The organism is Anabaena sp. CCY 0017 (assembly GCF_963920885.1).
Taxonomy (GTDB): Bacteria; Cyanobacteriota; Cyanobacteriia; order Cyanobacteriales; family Nostocaceae; genus Nodularia.
Map to the genome: position 1 here is coordinate 23,506 of NZ_CAWUDG010000010.1, position 18,786 is coordinate 42,291.

Here is an 18,786-nt window from a genome sequence, read left to right on the forward strand (position 1 = left end):
AAATCTTGATTTTTAATCGCTTACACGTCGCCAACCTCTGAGAGGGTCGAAAAACATGAACAAAGCTTGGACTCCTTCGCGAGTAGGGAGCAAAAATCCAGGCTTTATGCTTTGGCTGTAATAGACTGTAAACTTTGAACAGTAGAAATTACCTGCTGTGCTACTGTGTCTATTTCTTCAGCAGTATTAAACCGCCCAATTCCAAACCTTACCGAAGCATAAGCTAATTTTTCCGAGTGTCCCAAAGCTGTCAGCACATGGGAGGGTGCTGTGCTGGTTGAAGAACAAGCAGAACCAGAAGAAACCGCCATTATCGGCTGCAAACCTAACAATAAAGCAGCACCATCTACACCCTCAACACTGATATTTAAATTTCCCGCTAGTCGTTGCGTCGGGTGTCCATTCAGGTGAACCCCTGACAACTGCGAAAGCTGTTCCCATAATCTTTGTCTGAGTTCAGTCAGACGTTGATTTTCCGTCTCTTGTGTTGCTAAAGCAATTTCTACAGCTTTCCCAAAACCCACAATTTGCGGCGTGTACAAAGTCCCAGAACGCATTCCTCGTTCATGTCCACCGCCATGCTGTTGGGCTGCAATTTGGACTCTGGGGTTACGCCTCCGCACATATAAAGCCCCGATACCCTTGGGACCATATACTTTATGTGCAGTCAGCGACATCAAGTCAACTTTCATCGTCTGTACATCCAAGGGAATTTTACCAATAGCTTGGGCTGCATCTGTATGAAAAATTATATTGTTTTCCCGGCACATTTCCCCAATTTCTGCCAAAGGTTGCAATACACCAATTTCATTATTTGCAGCCATCACCGAAACCAAAATTGTTTCTGGACGAAAGGCTCTTTTCAACTCAGTTAAATCAATAATTCCCTCTGGCTGAACGGGGAGAACAGTAATCTCAAATCCCAGAGATTTTAAATAAGTACAAGGGTCAAGAACTGCACTATGTTCGGTCGCTACAGTAATAATATGCTGACCTTTAGAAAAATAAGCTTCAGCTACACCTTTAATAGCTAAATTATTCGCCTCAGTTGCACCACTTGTAAATACAATTTCTTCAGGTGTCGCATTAATAGCTGCGGCTAAAATTTCTCGTGATTTTTTAACAGCCGCTTCTGCTTCCCAACCGTAAACATGACCAATACTAGAAGGATTTCCAAAGTGTTCTGTAAAATAGGGGATCATTGCTGCTAATACCCGTTCATCTATAGGTGTAGTAGCGTGACAATCGAGATATATAGGACGAATAGACATAATTTAACTTAAAATTTGGCTGATGTTTTTTAAAATACTAAGGACTTCATACAATTCATTTTTTCTTTTTAACAACGTAAATTGGTCAGACAAAGCATATTGGGAAATATTTTCTTGAATAAACTTGAGAAAAATAAACTCACTACCATTAGTCACACATCCAAACACAGGTTTTTCTGGATGAGGATTAGCCAACATATAAGTCAGTGCTTGGGGTATAGCTTCTAAAAGAGAAAAACTAGAACGTTTAGACTCAATTACCAATAACCAGAATTGTTCTTGAATTACCAGAACATCAATTCTACCTCGAATAATTTCTCCTTTATCCTCCGCCGAAATTTCAATTGATTGTTCACTTCTCATAAAAAAAGGTTCGTCATAAAACCCAGCCAGATTTAGCAGAGGTGATAAAACAACTAATTTTACTGTTTCTTCAGATAAAGGAGGATATTTTGATAAACGCAGAAAATGAGATTTTATTTTGTCTAACTGTTGTTTTTCTAAATCTGTAGTTTCCGGTAAATTCTCTAACCATTCGGGAAAAAATGCCTCATCTTTAGCCTGTTGCAGACCAAATTTTTCTTCTAAATAGGCGAGTCCAACATTTTGCACTGGGATAAATTGAACCATAGTTTTCTCACAATATATAATTTACTTAATTAGAAAAAACAATCAACTAAAGATTTTACCTAGTTTCATTAAAATTTGTAAAACTTTATATAATTCATTTTCACGTCTATATAAACTGAATCTATCAGATAAGGCATATATTACGGCTTTATTTTGTTTAATTAATTTGATAAATTGGAAATCTTCCCCATTCATGATTAACGAATATACAGGATAATCAGAAGTAGGCGCAGCTATCATACAAGTAAGTGCTTGAGGTATTGCTTTAGCTAAAGAAAAACTAGAGCGTTTAGATTCTATAATCAATATCCATAACTTATTTTAGATAACTAATACATCAATTTTACCCTTAATAATTTCCTTAGCTGTTTCTACTGCTTCTTCAGGACTAACAATAATGGTTTCACTAATCTCTATAGATTGTTCTGTAGCGATGTGAAAGGGATAACGATAAAACCCAGCTAAATCTAGCAAGGGAGATAATACTACCATTTTTACTGCTTCTTCTAGCAGAGGAGTAGTTTCAAATAAGCTGAGATAGTTACTTTTAACTCTATCTAAGTATTGCTTTTCTAATTCGGAAATTTCAGGTAAAGAGTCAAACCACGCTGTAAAAAATTGCTGATCTTCAGATTTCTCTAAAGCAAAATTTTCTTTTAAGTAAGTGAGGGTGATGTTTTGTCCTGGAATAACTTGAACCATGTTTGTTGCAACTGGCGAAAAGTGTTATGCCCTACCTCAATAATAACGCTGTTAGGCTCGAAATCTATAAAGTTCGTAGTCAGGGCTTTAGCCCTTTACAATCGTGTCAAAGAGCGATAAATCGCTTACTACGAACAAAAATTTATTTTAAATTTATTGATGTCTCTCTACTTAATTCCTGTAATTTGTTTAATACTGCTTGTGCATGACCTTTGGTTTTGACATTCGGCCAAGTGTCAGCAATTATCCCATCAGGTGAGATGAGAAAAGTTGACCGGGCTACACCCATATATTCTTTACCCATGAATTTTTTCAAGCGCCAAGCACCATAGGCTTCTATGAGATGATGTTCAGGGTCACTTAACAGGGTGATTGATAAATTATGTTTGTCTATAAATTTACAATGAGCTTTTTCTGTATCTGGACTCACACCTAATATTTTCGCTCCCAAGGCGCTGAAGTCTGGAGTCAAGTCTGTAAAGTCTTTCGCTTCGGTGGTACAGCCTGGGGTGTCATCTTTGGGGTAAAAGTACAGTACAACCCACTGACCGCTAAAATCGCTGAGGCTGACGGGCTGATTATTTTGGTTAGGTGTGGGGAAATTAGGCGCAGGTTGTCCAGTTTGGGGAATGTTACTCATGATTGGTGTTAGATGGGGATGGTATCAAAATTTTACCTGTATTAGGCGACCATGAATTTTTTATCACGCAGAGGCGCAGAGTCGCAGAGAGGAAGAGTTTAAGAGATGTAATTTTGGCATTTCATATTCAAATTTAACAATGCCCACCTTTTCATCTCATGTCACACTATTTATATCTTGACTTTGCGCCTTTGCGTGAACCTTTCATCCAAATTTAAGCCTCGCCATTATTAAAATGCAGTCTGAGTTTAACTTTTTCCAACAGTGGTATCCCCTCTCACCTGTAGAAGATATTGATCCCACACAACCAACTCCTGTTACTCTTTTGGGAATTCGTTTAGTTATCTGGAAACCTAAGTCATCTGAGACTTACCAAGTATTTTTAGACCAATGTCCCCACCGTCTCGCCCCTTTGAGTGAAGGACGGGTTGACGAAAAAACTGGTAATTTAATGTGTAGTTATCATGGTTGGCAATTTGATTCTCAAGGGATTTGTACTCACATTCCCCAAGCAGAGAAGCCAGAAATTATTACTAAAAATCAAAAGAATTTCTGTGTAATATCACTACCAGTTCGCCAAGCTAATGATTTACTTTGGGTTTGGCCTGATGCTAAGTCAGCAGAAGCAGCAGCAAATACGCCGTTACCGTTGTCACCTCAAGTAGATGCTGATAAGGGATATGTTTGGTCTTCTTATGTGCGCGATTTGGAATATGATTGGGAAACTTTAGTGGAAAATGTCGCTGATCCTAGTCACGTACCTTTTACTCATCACGGGGTACAGGGTAAGAGAGAATATGCTGCACCCATACTGATGGAGGTTGTGCAATCTACTTCCAAGTTAATTGAAGTAATGACTGCTGGACGCTTCAAAACAACAATTACTTTTGAACCTCCTTGTCGGTTAGAGTATGCTATCAACTTTGGCGACTCCGGGGATAAGAAAATGGGGCTTGTGACTTACTGCATTCCTGTGTCTCCGGGTAAGTCAAGAATTGTCGCCCAATTTCCTCGTAACTTTGCTAAAACACTACATAGCTTGACACCCCGGTGGTGGAGTCATATTAATACCCGTAATCTAGTGCTAGATGGAGACATGATTGTTTTACATCAGCAAGAAAAGTATCTGCAACAAAAACAAGCAATTGAAAGCTGGAAAACTAGCTACAAGCTTCCAACAAGTGCAGACCGTTTGGTAATTGAGTTTCGGAATTGGTTTGATAAGTATTGTTTCGGTCAGCTACCGTGGAGAGAAGTAGGAATTACTGTTCCACCCAGCCCGCAAATTAATGATAACCGTTCTGTGTTGCTGGATCGTTATTCACAACATACCCAGCATTGTAGTAGTTGTCGTAATGCGCTAAAGGTTATACAGCGCTTACAGGTGGGACTTTTAATATACAGCATCAGTATTATTGCTGGTGTGGCTTTACTTCCTGATGCACTCAGAATTAAGCTGGGTTTACCTTTGGTAATTACGGCTGCTTTAAGTATGGCTGCTTACTCTTGGCTGAAATTCCGGTTAATTCCTAAGTTCTACTTTGTAGACTATATCCATTCCCAAAAATAATAGTTTACCGAATAGGACTTACGCAAGAACTCTCCAAAACCCTCTTAACTTCTCTCAAGGGGAGACGCTAACGCTTTAGCGATACGTTTTTTCATAATTTTGCTTAAGTCCTGCCGAATTACGAATTACGAATTACGAATTACGAATTAAAAAATATGCGACGTGATTTTACTAACCGCGATGATTTAATAGCCTACCTGCGGGAACAATTCCCCAATGCGGTAGAACGAGATGATCATATTAGTGAAACTGTGGGAGGACGTAAAGCTGCTGAGAAATTACTCCAAGCAGTTAATCCTGTAGATTATGCGAAAACACGTAACTCTTTAACTGGTGCTGTAACCAAACTTTCGCCTTATATTCGTTATGGGGTTTTAAGCTTGCGGGAAGTTCGGGATGATGTGCTGGAAAAAGTACAAGACCCCAATGATGCTAGTAAATTGATTAATGAATTGGGCTGGCGTGACTATTGGCAGAGATTATATGAGAAACTAGGCGATCGCATCTGGGAAGATCAAGAAGAATACAAAACTGGGTACACCCCAAAAGATTACGCTGACAAACTACCAGCAGATATCACCGCAGGGACTACAGGAATGGTTTGTATTGATAGCTTTAGCCATGAATTACGGTCAACTGGCTACTTACACAACCATATCAGGATGTGGTTAGCCGCTTATATTGTCCATTGGCGGCGGATTCGTTGGCAAGCCGGAGCCAAATGGTTTCTAGAACACCTGCTAGATGGCGACCCTGCCAGTAATAATATGTCATGGCAGTGGGTAGCCAGCACTTTTAGCCATAAACCTTATTTTTTCAATCGTGAGAACCTAGAACGCTATACCAAAGGTGTTTATTGTCACCAATGTCCCCTTTACGGTCATTGTGATTTTGACGGTAGCTACGAAGAATTAGAACAGCGACTATTTCCCCAAGGAGAATTTACCAAAAAACCCAATAGTCAAAGTTGGCAAAGAGGCAAAAAAGGTAAAAAATGAATAAACCAATCGTTTGGGTACATGGAGACTGCCTGAGTCCCTACAACCCCGCATTACAAGAATACCCCCAAGCCCCTGCTATTTGGGTATGGGATGAAGCCTTAATAGCAGAATCGCAACTCAGCCTCAAACGCATCACATTTATTTATGAATGCTTATTAGAATTACCCGTGATCATTCGCCGTGGTAATGTGGCACAAGAAGTCTTAGCATTTGCCCAAGAACATCATGCCGACTTAGTAGTAACAACCACCAGCCCCAGTCCCAGATTTAAACATATTTGCGACCAAATAGAAAAAACCTTAACCCTAGAAACCTGGGAAACAGAACCATTCTTTGAATACCAAGGACACATCGACCTGAAAAGATTCTCCCGCTATTGGAAAATAGCCGAAAAACACCTCCTCACCTAACTCCCCTCTCCGCGTACCTTTGCGCTAACCTCCGCGCCCCTTTGCGTTAAAATCTTACCCCCAAATGCTAACCACCCTCACCGACACCCAAAACATCCTCTCCGACCTCATCACTCGCTACTCACCCCACGTAGATTACCTAGTCATCCGCCTCGAACAAGCAGAAGGAACAGATATCTTATTACGTGGCGACAAATTAGAAACCCTCAGTGAAGGCATTTCCATTGGTGGACATATTCGAGCTTGTTATAAAGGTGGCTGGGGATTCAGTAGTTTTAACCAACTAGCGACCATCAAAGAACGGATTGAAGAAGCGATCGCCGCAGCTAGAATGGTAGGTGATGAAAAAACTATCCTTGCCCCCATTGACCCAGTACAAGCAATATGTGAACTACCCCTCACAGGCACTGATCCCCGAAGAATTCCGGTGAGGCAGAAAAAAGAACTGTGCGATCGCTATACTGATTTATTAAAAAGCGTTGATCATCGCATCACCACCACCTCAGTCCGCTACGGTGACAGCGCCCAAAAAGTGATTATTGCTACCTCAGAAGGAACTTTCATCGAACAATCTTGGGTAGATATGGAGATGCGTTTTGCCGCCACAGCCAGAAACGGCGAAACGGTGCAAACCGGCAGAGAAACCACTGGTTCTCGCAAAGCCTACGAAGATTTAACAGTTTTGGATCAACAAGTCAAAAGTGCAGCCCAAAGAGCGATCGCAGCCTTAACGCTACCAACCGTAAAAGGCAATACTTACACAGTAGTCATTGACCCCATTCTCACTGGTTTATTTGTTCACGAAGCCTTTGGACACCTTTCCGAAGCTGATATGGCTTACGAAAACCCCGACCTATTGGAAGTCATGACCATTGGCAGGCGGTTCGGCACAGAAGAACTACAAATTTTTGATGGTGCTGCCCCAGAAGGTCATCGCGGTAGTTATTTTTACGATGATGAAGGCACGCCCAGTACTACTACGCAACTAATTAAAGATGGCATTTTAGTAGGACGTTTACATTCCCGTGAAACCGCAGGCAAATTAGACGAAGCACCCACTGGTAACGCTCGTTGTCTAAACTATCACTTTAACCCCATTGTTCGCATGACAAACACCTGGATTCAAAGGGGTAAAACACCAGTTGCCGACTTACTCGCCGATATAAAATCAGGAGTATATGCCCGTAACTGGCTAGGTGGCATGACAAACGGGGAAATGTTCACCTTCAGTGCTGGGGAAGCCTGGATGATTAGAAACGGTGAAATAGCCGAACCTGTGAAAGATGTCACACTTTCGGGTAATGTTTTCCAAACTCTAAGAGATATTGAAGCCGTTGGTGATGACTTTTATTGGGATGAGTCTGGTGGTTGTGGTAAAGGTGGACAGAACGGCTTACCTGTTGGTTGTGGTGGTCCCAGTCTCCGGATTCGGGATGTGGTAGTTGGTGGGGAAACCTGAGCTAATCTCCAGTCCCCACTGCTCATTTCCCATCACTCTGGACTAGACTCTTTTCTTTCCTCTTGCACTTGGCGCAACTGCTGTATGAGTTTTTGACCAGATTCTAGAGTGGTAGACAGTGAATTGTTATTAGCTTCGGATCTAGTCGATGGTTGGGGAGTAATAGCCTCTATGGGTGCTGAGGTCTGATTTTGGATTCGCAGTTCTGGTAATGGTTTGAGACTAGCTGCGGGTGATTGCTCTTGAGTGGTTGCAGCAGTTTTGCCGTTGTGTTGGAAACGTAGGCTAAAGGGATAACTGCTGATTTGCTGGCCTCCTTTAGGAGATTTGGTATTAAAGTATTCTCTTGCCTTGACTTTTAAATCACTAGAAAGTGATTCGTCTTGGAATTTAATATCTAAAACTCTGCCGTCAGGATCTACTACTAAGAAACCCAATACTGTGCCTTGAACATTTGGCTTATTTGCCGCCACAGTTTCCCGAATAACGGGCTTTTCTTGGGAATTGGGGTATGATTGCTGAATTTGTCGTCTCAGAACTTCGTATGAGTTTAACTGGGCGATGACTCCCTGTTGCTCATTTACTTTCGTCACAGGCAACTCAGGTGCTTTGGGCGTAGCTGGCTGCAATTTGGGAATACTTTGATTTCCCAGGGCTACTTCGTTTTTAGGTTGGGTGTGTTCTTGAAGGCGAGTTATGAGAGTTTCGTTACCGGCAACTTTAGCCGGATCATTACTAGGCTGTGTAATTTGTCGATTGCTATTTGTGACTGTGTTAGTGCGATCAGGTGTTTCCGACGCAGTTACTTGTGGCAATCTTTCTACAGGTACTGATTCGGTTGCTACTGTAATTTCGCTTTGATTAAAGGTGCGAGTGGATGGGGTAAATCTTTGATTAGCAGCATTGAACCCAGAGGGATCAAATCGAAATTCCTCTCTGGGAACTATCGGCTCACGAACAGGCGCAGAAGCACGTGCAGACGCACGCATATCTGTGGGCTGCCTTTGGGGGAAGGAAACATTGCGATTAGGAGCAGAAACCCGATAGTTAGGTGTTGTCCTAACTGGCGGTAATGCAGACTGCATATAGGGAGAGGCCGATAGCGGTAACGGCGGCAATGTTGTCTGCATCTGGCTCTCCAAATTCGGACTCAAAAGTTTTGGTTGTTGCGGAAGTTCTGGTTGCAGAGCCAGTTGAGACGGAAATGTGCTTGGTATTTGTGGCAGACGGTTTTGATCAGCTTGGCTTAATTCCAAGATGCCGACCGATTTTGGTGATGCTGATGCTGGAGATTGCTGAGGATCTACAGGCATCAATGGCACAATCAACGCAATAGCACCGTGAATGCCAAGGGAGGCTATTGCTGCTATCCCAGTTGGTTGGCTGAGGATTTCTGGTATATTTTTTAGCAGGGAGACATAAGACATAGCTGTTATCGTTCACTCGGCTCGGTTGCGGTTGACTAGCAAAGCAATTTTATCTTAATTACAAGAGATACATCCTGATCAAAATCATAACTTCCTATACTGGTACTCAAAATGGCAGAATAGGTTTTTGTCAAGTTTTTAATTTTTCATTGCAAAAATGTTTCTCTTGCTCACAAGGTAATGGAACATGATCACTTTTGAATTGTGATTTTTATGAGGAGATGCACAATATGGACTGGAGTTTATGGTAGTTGCTGCTGGTAGCGATCGCTACGCCCGTCAAAGGCATCGCATCAGTCTAAATATATAACTCTATCTGTTGCAGTTGCTGACTTTATTAGCTTAATTATCTTGGCGTGAGTTACGTCCCTCTAAAGATATACCAAGCTTACTTTGAAAACAGATTACAGTTTCGTCTAATTATATCACATCAGATCGATTTTCCACTGTAGGCAAATTGACCAGACTAATTTTTGGTGGATTTTCAACGCCAATTTAAAATCCACAATTGTTTCACCCCTCCCATATACTACTGCTCCAAAATGCCATTACCGACAATTATTGTGCCTGGATATTTAGAAAGTGCGATCGCTTACCGTCAATTAGAGCAATCTTTATTGCAGTTGGGTGTACCCACGGTCACAGTACCACTGCGGCGACGTGACTGGTTACAAACCATTGGCAGACCTGTAACACCCATTGTGCAGCAACTAGATCGCACAGTCAAAGAGATGTTGTACAAACATAACGTCCCTCAAGTCAATTTAATTGGTCATTCCGCCGGAGGTTGGGTTTCCCGCATTTATTTAGGAGACCAGCCTTATTTAGGACGGGGTAAAGTGACATCCTCCTGTTGGAAAGCTCACCCTTTAGTGGCTAGTTTAATTACTCTAGGTACACCCCATATTAGCCAAGAACGTTGGACACGAGCGAATTTAGATTTTGTAACTGATAACTACCCAGGCGCATTTTACAAAAGTGTTCGTTACGTTTGTGTAGCCGGGAAAACTATCTTTGGTCAAAGAAAACCCGGCGGCTGGTTAGCTTACAACAGTTATCAACAAACCTGTGGTCAAGGTAACACCTGGGGAGATGGTATTACACCCATTGCGGCTGCTCATCTAGAAGGCGCGGAAAATCTGGTAATTCCCGGTGTCCAACATTCTCCCAGAAGCCCAGGCATTTGGTATGGCTCCCCAGAACCTTTAAAATCTTGGGTGCAGTATTTATTGAGTGCTGAGTGCTGAGTGCTAAAAGTTATGAGTAAGTTTCTTGCCCTGCTCCCCTGCTCCCTCTTTGAGAAGAGAAACATAAATTAACTTTTCTTAGTTACAATTGTAATAAAAATACACACTTAGCTAAGAACAGGAAGGGGACACAATGGAAAGTACCCAGTTCGATAGAATTTTACGGCGACTGGCGACGATTTTAGCAGTAGCGATGCTGAGTTTGTGCTTGATTTACATCACTACGGGAATTTTGCTCTCTTTTTACTACGAACCCACCGCAGGCGGAGCATATCGATCTTTGAAAACGATTAATACACAAATACCCTACGGGTGGTTGTTCCGCAGAGCTTATGATTTGGCTGGTAATGCAGTCATAGTGGTTGCATTGGTGCAAATTGTCGTCATGTTTTTAGGACGACAATTTAGGAAAAGTTGGTTGACTGCTTGGATTAGTGGAATTTTCTTAACTTTAAGCGTGATTGGTCTAGATTGGACGGCGATGCTTTTAGACTGGACTCAAGAAGGCTATTGGCGTTTTAGCATTGAGCTAGGAACTATCGAAGCAATTCCGTTTATAGGTGGGCAACTACGAGACATTCTCACAGGTGGTGGGGCTATTAGCACAGTCACTGTTGCACACCTTTATACCATCCACAGTTATATTTTGGCGGTTGCTGCCATCATTTTGGCTGTAGTACATTTATCTGCCCTGATTTGGCAAGAACAACAAATGTATCAAGTTAAAGCATTTAATTCTTAGGAGCATCACCGCTAAAAATTTGAGATAATTTTTCCAAGGGTAGTTCTTCCACCTCTGGTAAAGTTTCCAAAGACAGGCGAGTTGATTGGCTACCACCAGATAAACGCTTTAACAAGTTGGGTCTGGGGTCATGCAATAAGTAGATAATGCGATCGCCTACTAACCATTCTTGACTAGCTGGCATCACTTGTAAACGGTCTTCTCGCTCTACCAATAAGGGAATCAAATCTCCAGTCTTAATTTTTTCTTGGATGCGCTCAAGTTGTTTACTAAATTCAGAATCATTGAGTGTCGTTGTGCCTAGCTTCACTCTGCCATCATTTAGATACTCATTCCAAGTCTTAATGACTAACTCCGTAGCGAAAGCTTGGCTCACTTTATGATTGTTACTGGAATTAGCCTGGGGTTTACGGGGAAAAACTGCCAAAACACGGGGCGGACTAAATTCTTCAGCCGCCCGTTGCGCCAAGACAAAATTCACCTCACCGTTATTAGTCATCGCCAAGAAAGTTCCCATAGAAGCCAGTCCAGCTTCTTCCAAAACGGAAACATCCAACGCACTACTAGAAATTACCCGAATATCTTGAGCGGCTGCTTGTTCACAACGTTGCGGGTCTGTATCAATCATCACGACTGTTTCTCCCCGTTCTTGAAAGAAACGGGCGATTAACAAACTCAAGGGATTGCAACCCACAATCACCGCCCCAGTCACATCCTTGGAAGTGATGCGTAGCCATTTAGCAAATGTTCCAGCTGTTAACCCTTGAGAAACCACCGTCATGATAATTGTTAAGAATACTAGGGCTTTAATGGCATCACCACCGTTAATACCGCGCTGTGTCAAAGAAATAGCAAACAAAGAAGCCACAGAAGCCGAGACAATTCCTCTAGGAGCTACCCAGCTTAAAAATAGTTTCTGTCGCCAATTCAAGTTACTGTTCCAAGTACAGGAAAGAATGTTAATGGGACGAACCACGAACATGAGGACTAAAACAGTAAAAACACTACCCCAACCCAAAGCAAACACACTGGCAATGGAAAGGTCAGCCGCTAGGAGAATGAATAGCACCGAGACGCTGAGAATTGTTAGTTGACCTTTAAAGCTTCGCAATGAACGCTCTTCTGGTACCGAGGAGTTAGCAAAAACCGCCCCAGCAATGACTGTAGTCATAACTCCCGATTCACTCCGAATCGTCTGCGCCACAGTAAATAGACCCCAAAGAATCGCCAGTACCACCAGGTTCTTTAACTCTGGGGAGAGAAAGTTGGCACGTTTGAAAATCAAGCTCATCAAGTAGCCGCCTGCGCCACCAATTGCCGCACCAATTCCCAGCCGCATCAGTAACCCAATAATGGCATTAATGGGGTCGGCATCGCCGTTCATAATGGTGTCTAGGACAACGAAGGCCAGAATAGCTCCTACAGGGTCAATTAAGACTCCTTCTCCTTCTAAGATCGTTGCTACCTGACGATCTACGTTGATTTGTTTAAGTAGGGGGCTAATCACAGTTGGCCCTGTGACTACAATGATCGAGCCGTAGAGAAAAGCTATATTCCAAGGGAATTCACCCAGCCAGTGGGCTGCCATACTACCACCAATTAAAGTGATTAATGTTCCCAAGGTGACGAGTAATTGTAGGCTGACGGAAACTCTGCCCAACTCCTGTACATCCAGGTTGAGTCCGCCTTCAAACAAAATTATTGCTGTTGCTAGGGCAACAATCACTTCTAGTCCAGAACCTAGTACGTGAGGATGCAACACGCCCAGCCCATCGGAGCCAAGGAGAATGCCCAGTAGCAATAATAAGACAATACTAGGTAAGCGGAAATATGCAGCCAACACCTGGGCGGTAATGCCTGCAACAACGACGCTTACTATCTGTAGGGTTATTTCAAAAGATGCTTCCATGTTGTAGATTTTGAGCTATATATTTCAAAATCTTTTGTAAAGAATAGTAAATATCACCTCTACAGAGTACAACATCACATCCTCTGTCCCCAGTGAAATCCAGACTTTTTTCATACGTAGTCCTATATATTACTCCATTTTCTGATGACTTGGAGAAACATCTCAATTTAGGACGGAAGTGAACAGTCCTCTTGTCACTATCAAACACCAGGAAAAATTCTACAGCTAAATTCATCGCTGCTGATGCTGTGGAGTTATGTGCATGAGGCACAAATTCTTATATAAGGTATGTCTTACCGCCCATTTAAACCTAGAAAAAATTTATTTTGGAAAAACTGTTGACATCCATTAGAAAATTAGTTATTTTATAAAAGGTCTGAGACACACGCCCCCATCGTCTAGAGGCCTAGGACACCTCCCTTTCACGGAGGCGACGGGGATTCGAATTCCCCTGGGGGTATTCTCAGAATACAAAATTAAATATCTGGTTTATAAATAAGCCTTTTCCCGTGAGATACATCTGAGGAAAAGGCTTATTATTTTTCAGTTAGGACAAGGCTGAATGCTTAACTCAGTACCCCTCACTCCTCACTTAATGTCCGGGCGGGTTTACCAAGGATTTTGACGAACCACAGACTGACTGCCTAAACCCGCCCCTACCCACTCAGCACTCAGCACTTTCCAAACGCTGGTGAATAGCCAAAAGATTTATCCGTAGATCATTGCTGAGGCGACGTTCAATAATTGTGATGGGCATTGTGAGTTTAGGCCAGATTTGAATGGTGTAACACAGGGTAGTTCCACTATCCTCACCCTCGGAATAAGGCTCTAAACACCAGCTACCAGAAAAGCCTTTGAAATCTCCCTCTACCATTGAGAAATTAATTTCTTTAGGAAAGCATTCTTCTAAATCCAACACTACACGCGCACAAAAGTTGAACTTGAGTAGACGCTGAGAGCCGATTTGTTCTAGTCGAATTCCACCTTGAGGATGTTCTAACAAAGAACTTTTAGACAGGTTGGGAATAAAGTCAGGCAAGGCTTCATAATTTGTGAGGACTTTCCAGATGCGCTCAACAGGGTGAGGAATTTGGATTTTCGCTGTAATCTGGCGCTGTCTTTCGGCTATTTTTTCCACTGTAACTGTCACATTTGGTAAACCAACTGCATCAACAGTCAAGTCGTTTTCTAGCTGGATGTGATCACTAGCGGCGCTGGGATCAAGATTTTCTGTGATGTCGGATTGTTTAGTCACTTTCGGAATATGGTTTGCTTTCATCGGAAAATTGGGGCAGAGTCAGGGTAAAACAAACTTCACTCAGGGAAGAATCTGAGATTTGCATACTCTCAACAGCGATCGCCCCATTCAAGTGCTGCACTAAAGATTTGACTAAAGCCAGTCCTAGTCCAGTCCCAGGGTGCCAGCGTCCTTTACCACGACGGAATTTGTCGAAAATATAGGTGGATTCCTCTTCGGAAATGGCACGACCTGTATTGGTCACTTTAATAATAACTTGATCCTTTAGGGCTTCAATTTGGTGAAATGCTTGCAGGCGAACAATCGTGTCATGCTCAGAATAGTTATAAGCATTATTTAACAACTCTTGCAAGATGCGGTCAAAACTTTCGATTTCGGTTTGGATGATTAACGGCTTTGGCGGTAAATCTACGGTAATGCTTAAATTTTTAGTTCCTACCCTGCGATCAAAAGCTGCGGCTAATTCCTGAATTTTGCTATTTAAATCGATGGTCTCGAATTGCAGGGGTTCTTGCTCAGATTCTAGTTTTTGCAAGGTCAGCAGGTCATTAATTAAGTTAATTTCCTTGGTACATTCTTGCTCTAAGATATCTAAGTATTTAGCTTGACGCTCTGGTGCTATTCCTGGCAGACGTAAATTTTTAATCGACATCAGCATATTTGTCAGGGGGTAACGCAAGCGATCGCTCATGTTGCTCAAAAATTCATCTTTGAGTTCGCTGATTTCCCGTAGTTGTCCCACATATTGCCGCGTTTTCTCGTGCAGTTTGGCTTGGAGTTCCAGACTGCTTTTTAATTTCGCCGTCCGTTCATCAACGACAGTCTGGACTTGCCTTAATGTTTGTGACTGAATTATGGCATTACTGACTTGGGCGCAGACCATTTCTACTAAATTTAATTCTGCCGGCTGCCAATTGCGTGGTACTGCTTGTTGTAACACCAAAAATCCCAGAACTTTCCCTTGATTTTCTAAGGACATTAACAGCACTGTCGGTAAAGCCTGAATTTTAAACAATGGGGCTACGGTGCTAGCTTCTGGTAAATCTATGTAGTCACTGATGATCACTGGGTTGCCAAAGTCTGTAAACACCCGTTGACACAAACTACACTCGCCAAGGGAAAATGTCTGAGCTAAAGTATCCGGCTTCACCGTCTGGGAGTCTGATTTTTCCCGGTTCCATTCACCAACAACGGTAGCTTTAGCCGTGGGAACTTGTTTTTTAGGTTTAGTTCTAAATAGTGGATCTGTGTATTTGAGTAGTATCAATAAACCCCGATCTGCTTGTAGAGATTCGGCAGTCGAGGCGATCGCTAACTGCAACATTTGATTCAACTCTAAGTTACTGCGGCTAAGTAAAGTTAATTGCTTAATGAGGCTTTGATGATGATTGGTCTTTTGGAGGTATTGACCTTGAGTAGCAATCAACTGGGCTTGTATGACTTGGGAAAAGGCGATCGCGCAGGACGATTCTATGTCTTTGAGCAGTTGTTTTTCTGACTCCTGCCAACTGTAAGTCTGGAATTTAATCAAACAAATCACGCCGTTATTTTTGCCCCCCAAGCGCGTCGGGAGTGCCAAAACAGCTTTGATCGGTAATGGCAGGTATTGACACCCAACTACCAAACTGTGTTGAATAGTGGAAATATTTTCTATGGTTAATGGTTCAGCAGCACACTGCACCACTGGTAAGTCCATCATTAACTGTTCCATCGAGAACATCTCGCTAGGGTGCGGCATTTTTAGGTACTCATCAGAACACCAATTCGCCGCAGTCGCATGGTCCGGGACTTCTGGACTAACTGTAACTAAACAGCAACAATCTACATTGAAGGTAATTCCTAGCAACTTGGCAATCTCTTGTAGCATCAATGCTGTTACTGAACTGTTAGCAATGATGTGGTTGATTGTTTGTGCCAAATAATGAACTAGTTCTTCCTGATGCTGCATCAGCTTCACTGGGTATAATTGTGTCCGACCTAGGTTGTCCGGGTATTGTAATGGCAACGATAAATAATTGTTCATTCCTGGCACGCTCTTGGATAATTACCCCGTTTTTCGTGTACCCAATTTCTTGGCATATCCTTCACCGTTGATGATGTTGCTATACCCTGACTAGTTGCAAATCTTTTATTAAGACTGTCTTTGACCTGTTATAGCCCTTTTCGATTTCAGATGACCAAGTTGCTAATAAAGCAAAGTGTTGTAAAAGTAGCGGCGCGTGAACCAATGCGGAGGATAAACCCAATTGCTTCATCGCTCTAGACTATCAAGGATTGTCTTCACCCAGATAAATCCGGCTATAGATTAAATTATTGTCCATATAAGCATAAAAATATTTTAAATATCCGAAAGTGCTGCATCAAGATCCCATTTAGCTATTTGTGCAGATTTAATTAGTTAGCTTTTAACTAGAATATCTTGTCTGTAACCATACATAAACCGTATTTTCTCCTGATTTTAGACAATAAGTCCATGAATTTAACTGTATTAATACTGTTTTCACTAATCACTTTATGTATTTTTGGTGAAACTTCTTTTTAAACCTAAGTAACTCTACTAATGATTTGACAAAAATACCCAAGTCATGATTAACATCGCTTCAGCACAAACTTTAGGAACAAGTAGGCAATAATTCTCAGACCTGCATCTAAGATAATCCGCAAAACAAAATTTTAGTCATCTTTTAGATAGATATTTGATCTGATTTGACTTGAATGTTCACAAAATTTAATACCCACATCAACCAGCAGATATTGTACTTCCATAAAATCTATCCATAACTAGAATGAAACTCAATTCTAAATGCAGCCCATTTATACTTGTAAGTTATGGGCTGCATTCACAGCAATAAAAGCCTAAGAAGCTAAACTTTCGACACTTAGAGGAACCATATCGCCATTTTTCGTGAGTCCCAACAACATCGCTTGTTGCGGTGGAATTAATTGACCTGTAAGTACACAACGTTCTTCTTGTTGAGCTGTAGCAGCTATACTAGCTCGAATATCGGCTCGCGAAAATCGGGGTTTCCACTCACCTGATTTTTGTTGGACATAATTCCAGAGTATATCCCTGATCAAAGCTTGATATCCCTGATTCCCAGCGATGTCTTTGAGTTTATCTTTGAGTTCACGCTCCAGACGGATGCTGGTAACTTCCATTTCAGTGGTGGGAGTGCGAGCGATTGTATGCATAATTTTTGCTCCTAAAAGGTATGGACAGTATAGTAATACAAGTGTAGTATGTTTAAAGAAATCTTCAAATAGGTGAAATTTGCTGTGAAATGCCTCTATCCCATCTCCACTTCCTTGTGTGCTACCATCTGCCGAGCCAGTTGGGAATTAGTCACCGTGGGAGTGGAGTATTTATTTATGGGTGATGGTGAACGAGGTTGTCAGCAAATCACGGAGGGTAATTATGATTTTAGGTATAGGTATATCAGTATGAGTGTACTGAGTTTAAAACCAGAAATAAATCAAAGCAGTGGGGGCTACAGACTGAGGAATACTGTACCCAGGTGAGACCAATGAATTTTACGGTCAAACTTTAACCCCCGCCTCACAACAGAAGAAGCGGGGGTTTTTGATCGAGAGTAAAGCTGGAATAGATGTGCAAAAGCAAACCTGGAAGAACAGGAGAGCATAAGGAATGCTGAAATTAACTTACACCGAAGGGAGCTTTTATTTAGAGTGTCTAGCTCAATCATTAGAGGAATGGGTGGCGCAGCGAGTAGTTTTTGCACTGCGTGTTGGACAAAGTTTGGATGTTGAATCCAGCACGGCTTCCTTTCTGCTTCCTGTCGATTTACCAGGAATAGAGATGCTCACAGATAAAATTAAACAAGATACTAGTGAAATTATTACCTTGTGTGCCTGTGATAGTGAGTATCTGGAAGTCACCTTGAGGGGTTTTTGGCTATCAGATGGTTCTGACGATACGGTGGGTTTGTTTGCCACCACTATCAGCGATTCACCAGTTTCACCCATTGAGGTATTTTTGCACCAACTTTGGCAAGCAGCACAATCTTGTAATTCTGTGATGAGTGAGTGGTATGATTCCTAGGGACTGTTTTCAAACCCAAAATTAGACGTAAATGTAGGTTGGGTTGAGGTTTTGGGAAACCCAACTTTACCCCATATTTGGGTTGCTGCGTTGGGTTGCGCTGCGCTTAACCCAACCTACTTCTAGACTTTGAAAACACGCCCTAGACTCAGGATGACAGAAGAAGCCGGGGAGCAGGGAATAGGGAAGAGGGAATAGGGGGATTTGAAACTTCCCTACCTAAAGGTGGATTTTGTTGTAAATATAAATCAAATAAATTTCATTCTTCAGGTCGATACAAGTGTGAGTTATTAACACGTAAAATTGCAAAAGATGAAATTTGATTGAAGAATAATTTTGTGTAGAACACATTGATTGATCAGGTATTGACAATTTGATTATTCAAAGCGGAAATACCGAAAAATTTTCTTCCCTATTTCAAGAACATAAAAAAGGACACATTAGTAAGTAATTGAATGCC

Annotated in this window: 18 protein-coding genes and 1 tRNA gene; 9 read left to right on the plus strand and 10 right to left on the minus strand. The window is 41.9% G+C overall.

Annotated features, from left to right (window positions below; all coding sequences use genetic code 11):
* Nucleotides 1-104: 104 nt before the first annotated feature.
* The 5 genes from ACM0OW_RS13785 to bcp form a co-directional block, all read right to left on the minus strand.
* A complete protein-coding gene (locus tag ACM0OW_RS13785; protein WP_414550676.1) occupies nt 105-1,271 on the minus strand; it encodes a cysteine desulfurase family protein in 1,167 nt (388 codons plus the stop codon).
* Between the two features lie 3 nt (nt 1,272-1,274).
* Nucleotides 1,275-1,901, minus strand: coding sequence for a type I restriction endonuclease (locus ACM0OW_RS13790; protein WP_414550677.1), 627 nt, complete (start codon nt 1,899-1,901; stop codon nt 1,275-1,277).
* A gap of 42 nt (nt 1,902-1,943) precedes the next feature.
* Nucleotides 1,944-2,207: a hypothetical protein gene (locus tag ACM0OW_RS13795; RefSeq protein ID WP_414550678.1), complete on the minus strand. Its 264-nt coding sequence runs from the start codon at nt 2,205-2,207 to the stop codon at nt 1,944-1,946.
* Between the two features lie 15 nt (nt 2,208-2,222).
* Nucleotides 2,223-2,603, minus strand: a complete 381-nt coding sequence (locus ACM0OW_RS13800) for a hypothetical protein (RefSeq protein WP_414550679.1) — start codon at nt 2,601-2,603, stop codon at nt 2,223-2,225.
* A 142-nt stretch (nt 2,604-2,745) separates the two neighbouring features.
* Nucleotides 2,746-3,243, minus strand: coding sequence for a thioredoxin-dependent thiol peroxidase (gene bcp / locus ACM0OW_RS13805; RefSeq protein ID WP_414550680.1), 498 nt, complete (start codon nt 3,241-3,243; stop codon nt 2,746-2,748).
* A 235-nt stretch (nt 3,244-3,478) separates the two neighbouring features.
* On the opposite strand from bcp, the gene ACM0OW_RS13810 reads away from it, so the two are divergent.
* From ACM0OW_RS13810 to ACM0OW_RS13825, 4 genes are all read left to right on the plus strand, one after another.
* Nucleotides 3,479-4,813 carry a Rieske 2Fe-2S domain-containing protein gene (locus ACM0OW_RS13810; protein WP_414550681.1) on the plus strand — a complete coding sequence of 445 codons (1,335 nt, stop codon included), beginning with the start codon at nt 3,479-3,481 and terminating at the stop codon, nt 4,811-4,813.
* A gap of 155 nt (nt 4,814-4,968) precedes the next feature.
* A complete protein-coding gene (locus ACM0OW_RS13815; RefSeq protein ID WP_414550682.1) occupies nt 4,969-5,811 on the plus strand; it encodes an FAD-binding domain-containing protein in 843 nt (280 codons plus the stop codon).
* Nucleotides 5,808-6,224 carry a hypothetical protein gene (locus tag ACM0OW_RS13820; RefSeq protein WP_414550683.1) on the plus strand — a complete coding sequence of 139 codons (417 nt, stop codon included), beginning with the start codon at nt 5,808-5,810 and terminating at the stop codon, nt 6,222-6,224. Before ACM0OW_RS13815 ends, ACM0OW_RS13820 begins: the two co-directional genes overlap by 4 nt.
* Nucleotides 6,225-6,288: 64 nt before the next feature.
* Nucleotides 6,289-7,683 (plus strand): TldD/PmbA family protein, encoded by a 1,395-nt coding sequence (locus ACM0OW_RS13825; protein WP_414550684.1) that lies wholly within the window; start codon nt 6,289-6,291, stop codon nt 7,681-7,683.
* Between the two features lie 32 nt (nt 7,684-7,715).
* Here the strand turns inward: ACM0OW_RS13825 and ACM0OW_RS13830 are convergent, their stop codons facing one another.
* Nucleotides 7,716-9,110: a hypothetical protein gene (locus ACM0OW_RS13830; RefSeq protein WP_414550685.1), complete on the minus strand. Its 1,395-nt coding sequence runs from the start codon at nt 9,108-9,110 to the stop codon at nt 7,716-7,718.
* A 542-nt stretch (nt 9,111-9,652) separates the two neighbouring features.
* Here ACM0OW_RS13830 and ACM0OW_RS13835 point away from each other — a divergent pair.
* On the plus strand, nt 9,653-10,357 hold the full coding sequence (locus ACM0OW_RS13835) for an esterase/lipase family protein (protein WP_414550686.1): 705 nt from the start codon (nt 9,653-9,655) through the stop codon (nt 10,355-10,357).
* A 133-nt stretch (nt 10,358-10,490) separates the two neighbouring features.
* Nucleotides 10,491-11,099, plus strand: a complete 609-nt coding sequence (locus ACM0OW_RS13840) for a cytochrome b N-terminal domain-containing protein (RefSeq protein ID WP_414550687.1) — start codon at nt 10,491-10,493, stop codon at nt 11,097-11,099.
* On the opposite strand, the gene ACM0OW_RS13845 is transcribed toward ACM0OW_RS13840, so the two are convergent.
* A complete protein-coding gene (locus ACM0OW_RS13845; RefSeq protein ID WP_414550688.1) occupies nt 11,089-13,008 on the minus strand; it encodes a cation:proton antiporter in 1,920 nt (639 codons plus the stop codon). The genes ACM0OW_RS13840 and ACM0OW_RS13845 overlap by 11 nt on opposite strands.
* A 387-nt stretch (nt 13,009-13,395) precedes the next feature.
* Here ACM0OW_RS13845 and ACM0OW_RS13850 point away from each other — a divergent pair.
* Nucleotides 13,396-13,468 (plus strand) — tRNA-Glu (locus tag ACM0OW_RS13850).
* A gap of 204 nt (nt 13,469-13,672) precedes the next feature.
* Here the strand turns inward: ACM0OW_RS13850 and ACM0OW_RS13855 are convergent.
* The 3 genes from ACM0OW_RS13855 to ACM0OW_RS13865 all read right to left on the minus strand — a co-directional run bounded on the left by ACM0OW_RS13855 (nt 13,673) and on the right by ACM0OW_RS13865 (nt 17,458).
* On the minus strand, nt 13,673-14,287 hold the full coding sequence (locus tag ACM0OW_RS13855) for an SRPBCC family protein (RefSeq protein WP_414550689.1): 615 nt from the start codon (nt 14,285-14,287) through the stop codon (nt 13,673-13,675).
* The gene (locus tag ACM0OW_RS13860) at nt 14,256-16,289 is read right to left on the minus strand and encodes a GAF domain-containing protein (RefSeq protein WP_414550690.1); all 2,034 of its coding nucleotides are present in this window, start codon (nt 16,287-16,289) and stop codon (nt 14,256-14,258) included. The genes ACM0OW_RS13855 and ACM0OW_RS13860 overlap by 32 nt, the downstream gene beginning before the upstream one ends.
* 833 nt (nt 16,290-17,122) lie before the next feature.
* Nucleotides 17,123-17,458 carry a hypothetical protein gene (locus ACM0OW_RS13865; protein ID WP_414550691.1) on the minus strand — a complete coding sequence of 112 codons (336 nt, stop codon included), beginning with the start codon at nt 17,456-17,458 and terminating at the stop codon, nt 17,123-17,125.
* 84 nt (nt 17,459-17,542) lie between these two features.
* On the opposite strand from ACM0OW_RS13865, the gene ACM0OW_RS13870 reads away from it, so the two are divergent.
* Together ACM0OW_RS13870 and ACM0OW_RS13875 are read left to right on the plus strand one after the other, a co-directional pair.
* On the plus strand, nt 17,543-17,785 hold the full coding sequence (locus ACM0OW_RS13870) for a hypothetical protein (protein WP_414550692.1): 243 nt from the start codon (nt 17,543-17,545) through the stop codon (nt 17,783-17,785).
* A 127-nt stretch (nt 17,786-17,912) separates the two neighbouring features.
* Complete coding sequence (locus ACM0OW_RS13875) at nt 17,913-18,326, plus strand: alr0857 family protein (protein ID WP_414550693.1); 414 nt, start codon at nt 17,913-17,915, stop codon at nt 18,324-18,326.
* Nucleotides 18,327-18,786: the final 460 nt, after the last annotated feature.

Bases quoted from the DNA above. Each gene is read 5' to 3' on its own strand.
- ACM0OW_RS13845 (WP_414550688.1), bottom strand. From the start codon at position 13,008: ATGGAAGCATCTTTTGAAATAACCCTACAGATAGTAAGCGTCGTTGTT.
- ACM0OW_RS13855 (WP_414550689.1), bottom strand. From the start codon at position 14,287: ATGAAAGCAAACCATATTCCGAAAGTGACTAAACAATCCGACATCACA.
- ACM0OW_RS13860 (WP_414550690.1), bottom strand. From the start codon at position 16,289: ATGAACAATTATTTATCGTTGCCATTACAATACCCGGACAACCTAGGT.
- ACM0OW_RS13825 (WP_414550684.1), top strand. From the start codon at position 6,289: ATGCTAACCACCCTCACCGACACCCAAAACATCCTCTCCGACCTCATC.
- ACM0OW_RS13820 (WP_414550683.1), top strand. From the start codon at position 5,808: ATGAATAAACCAATCGTTTGGGTACATGGAGACTGCCTGAGTCCCTAC.
- ACM0OW_RS13830 (WP_414550685.1), bottom strand. From the start codon at position 9,110: ATGTCTTATGTCTCCCTGCTAAAAAATATACCAGAAATCCTCAGCCAA.
- ACM0OW_RS13865 (WP_414550691.1), bottom strand. From the start codon at position 17,458: ATGCATACAATCGCTCGCACTCCCACCACTGAAATGGAAGTTACCAGC.
- ACM0OW_RS13835 (WP_414550686.1), top strand. From the start codon at position 9,653: ATGCCATTACCGACAATTATTGTGCCTGGATATTTAGAAAGTGCGATC.
- ACM0OW_RS13810 (WP_414550681.1), top strand. From the start codon at position 3,479: ATGCAGTCTGAGTTTAACTTTTTCCAACAGTGGTATCCCCTCTCACCT.
- ACM0OW_RS13785 (WP_414550676.1), bottom strand. From the start codon at position 1,271: ATGTCTATTCGTCCTATATATCTCGATTGTCACGCTACTACACCTATA.
- ACM0OW_RS13790 (WP_414550677.1), bottom strand. From the start codon at position 1,901: ATGGTTCAATTTATCCCAGTGCAAAATGTTGGACTCGCCTATTTAGAA.
- ACM0OW_RS13800 (WP_414550679.1), bottom strand. From the start codon at position 2,603: ATGGTTCAAGTTATTCCAGGACAAAACATCACCCTCACTTACTTAAAA.
- bcp (WP_414550680.1), bottom strand. From the start codon at position 3,243: ATGAGTAACATTCCCCAAACTGGACAACCTGCGCCTAATTTCCCCACA.
- ACM0OW_RS13815 (WP_414550682.1), top strand. From the start codon at position 4,969: ATGCGACGTGATTTTACTAACCGCGATGATTTAATAGCCTACCTGCGG.
- ACM0OW_RS13875 (WP_414550693.1), top strand. From the start codon at position 17,913: ATGCTGAAATTAACTTACACCGAAGGGAGCTTTTATTTAGAGTGTCTA.
- ACM0OW_RS13840 (WP_414550687.1), top strand. From the start codon at position 10,491: ATGGAAAGTACCCAGTTCGATAGAATTTTACGGCGACTGGCGACGATT.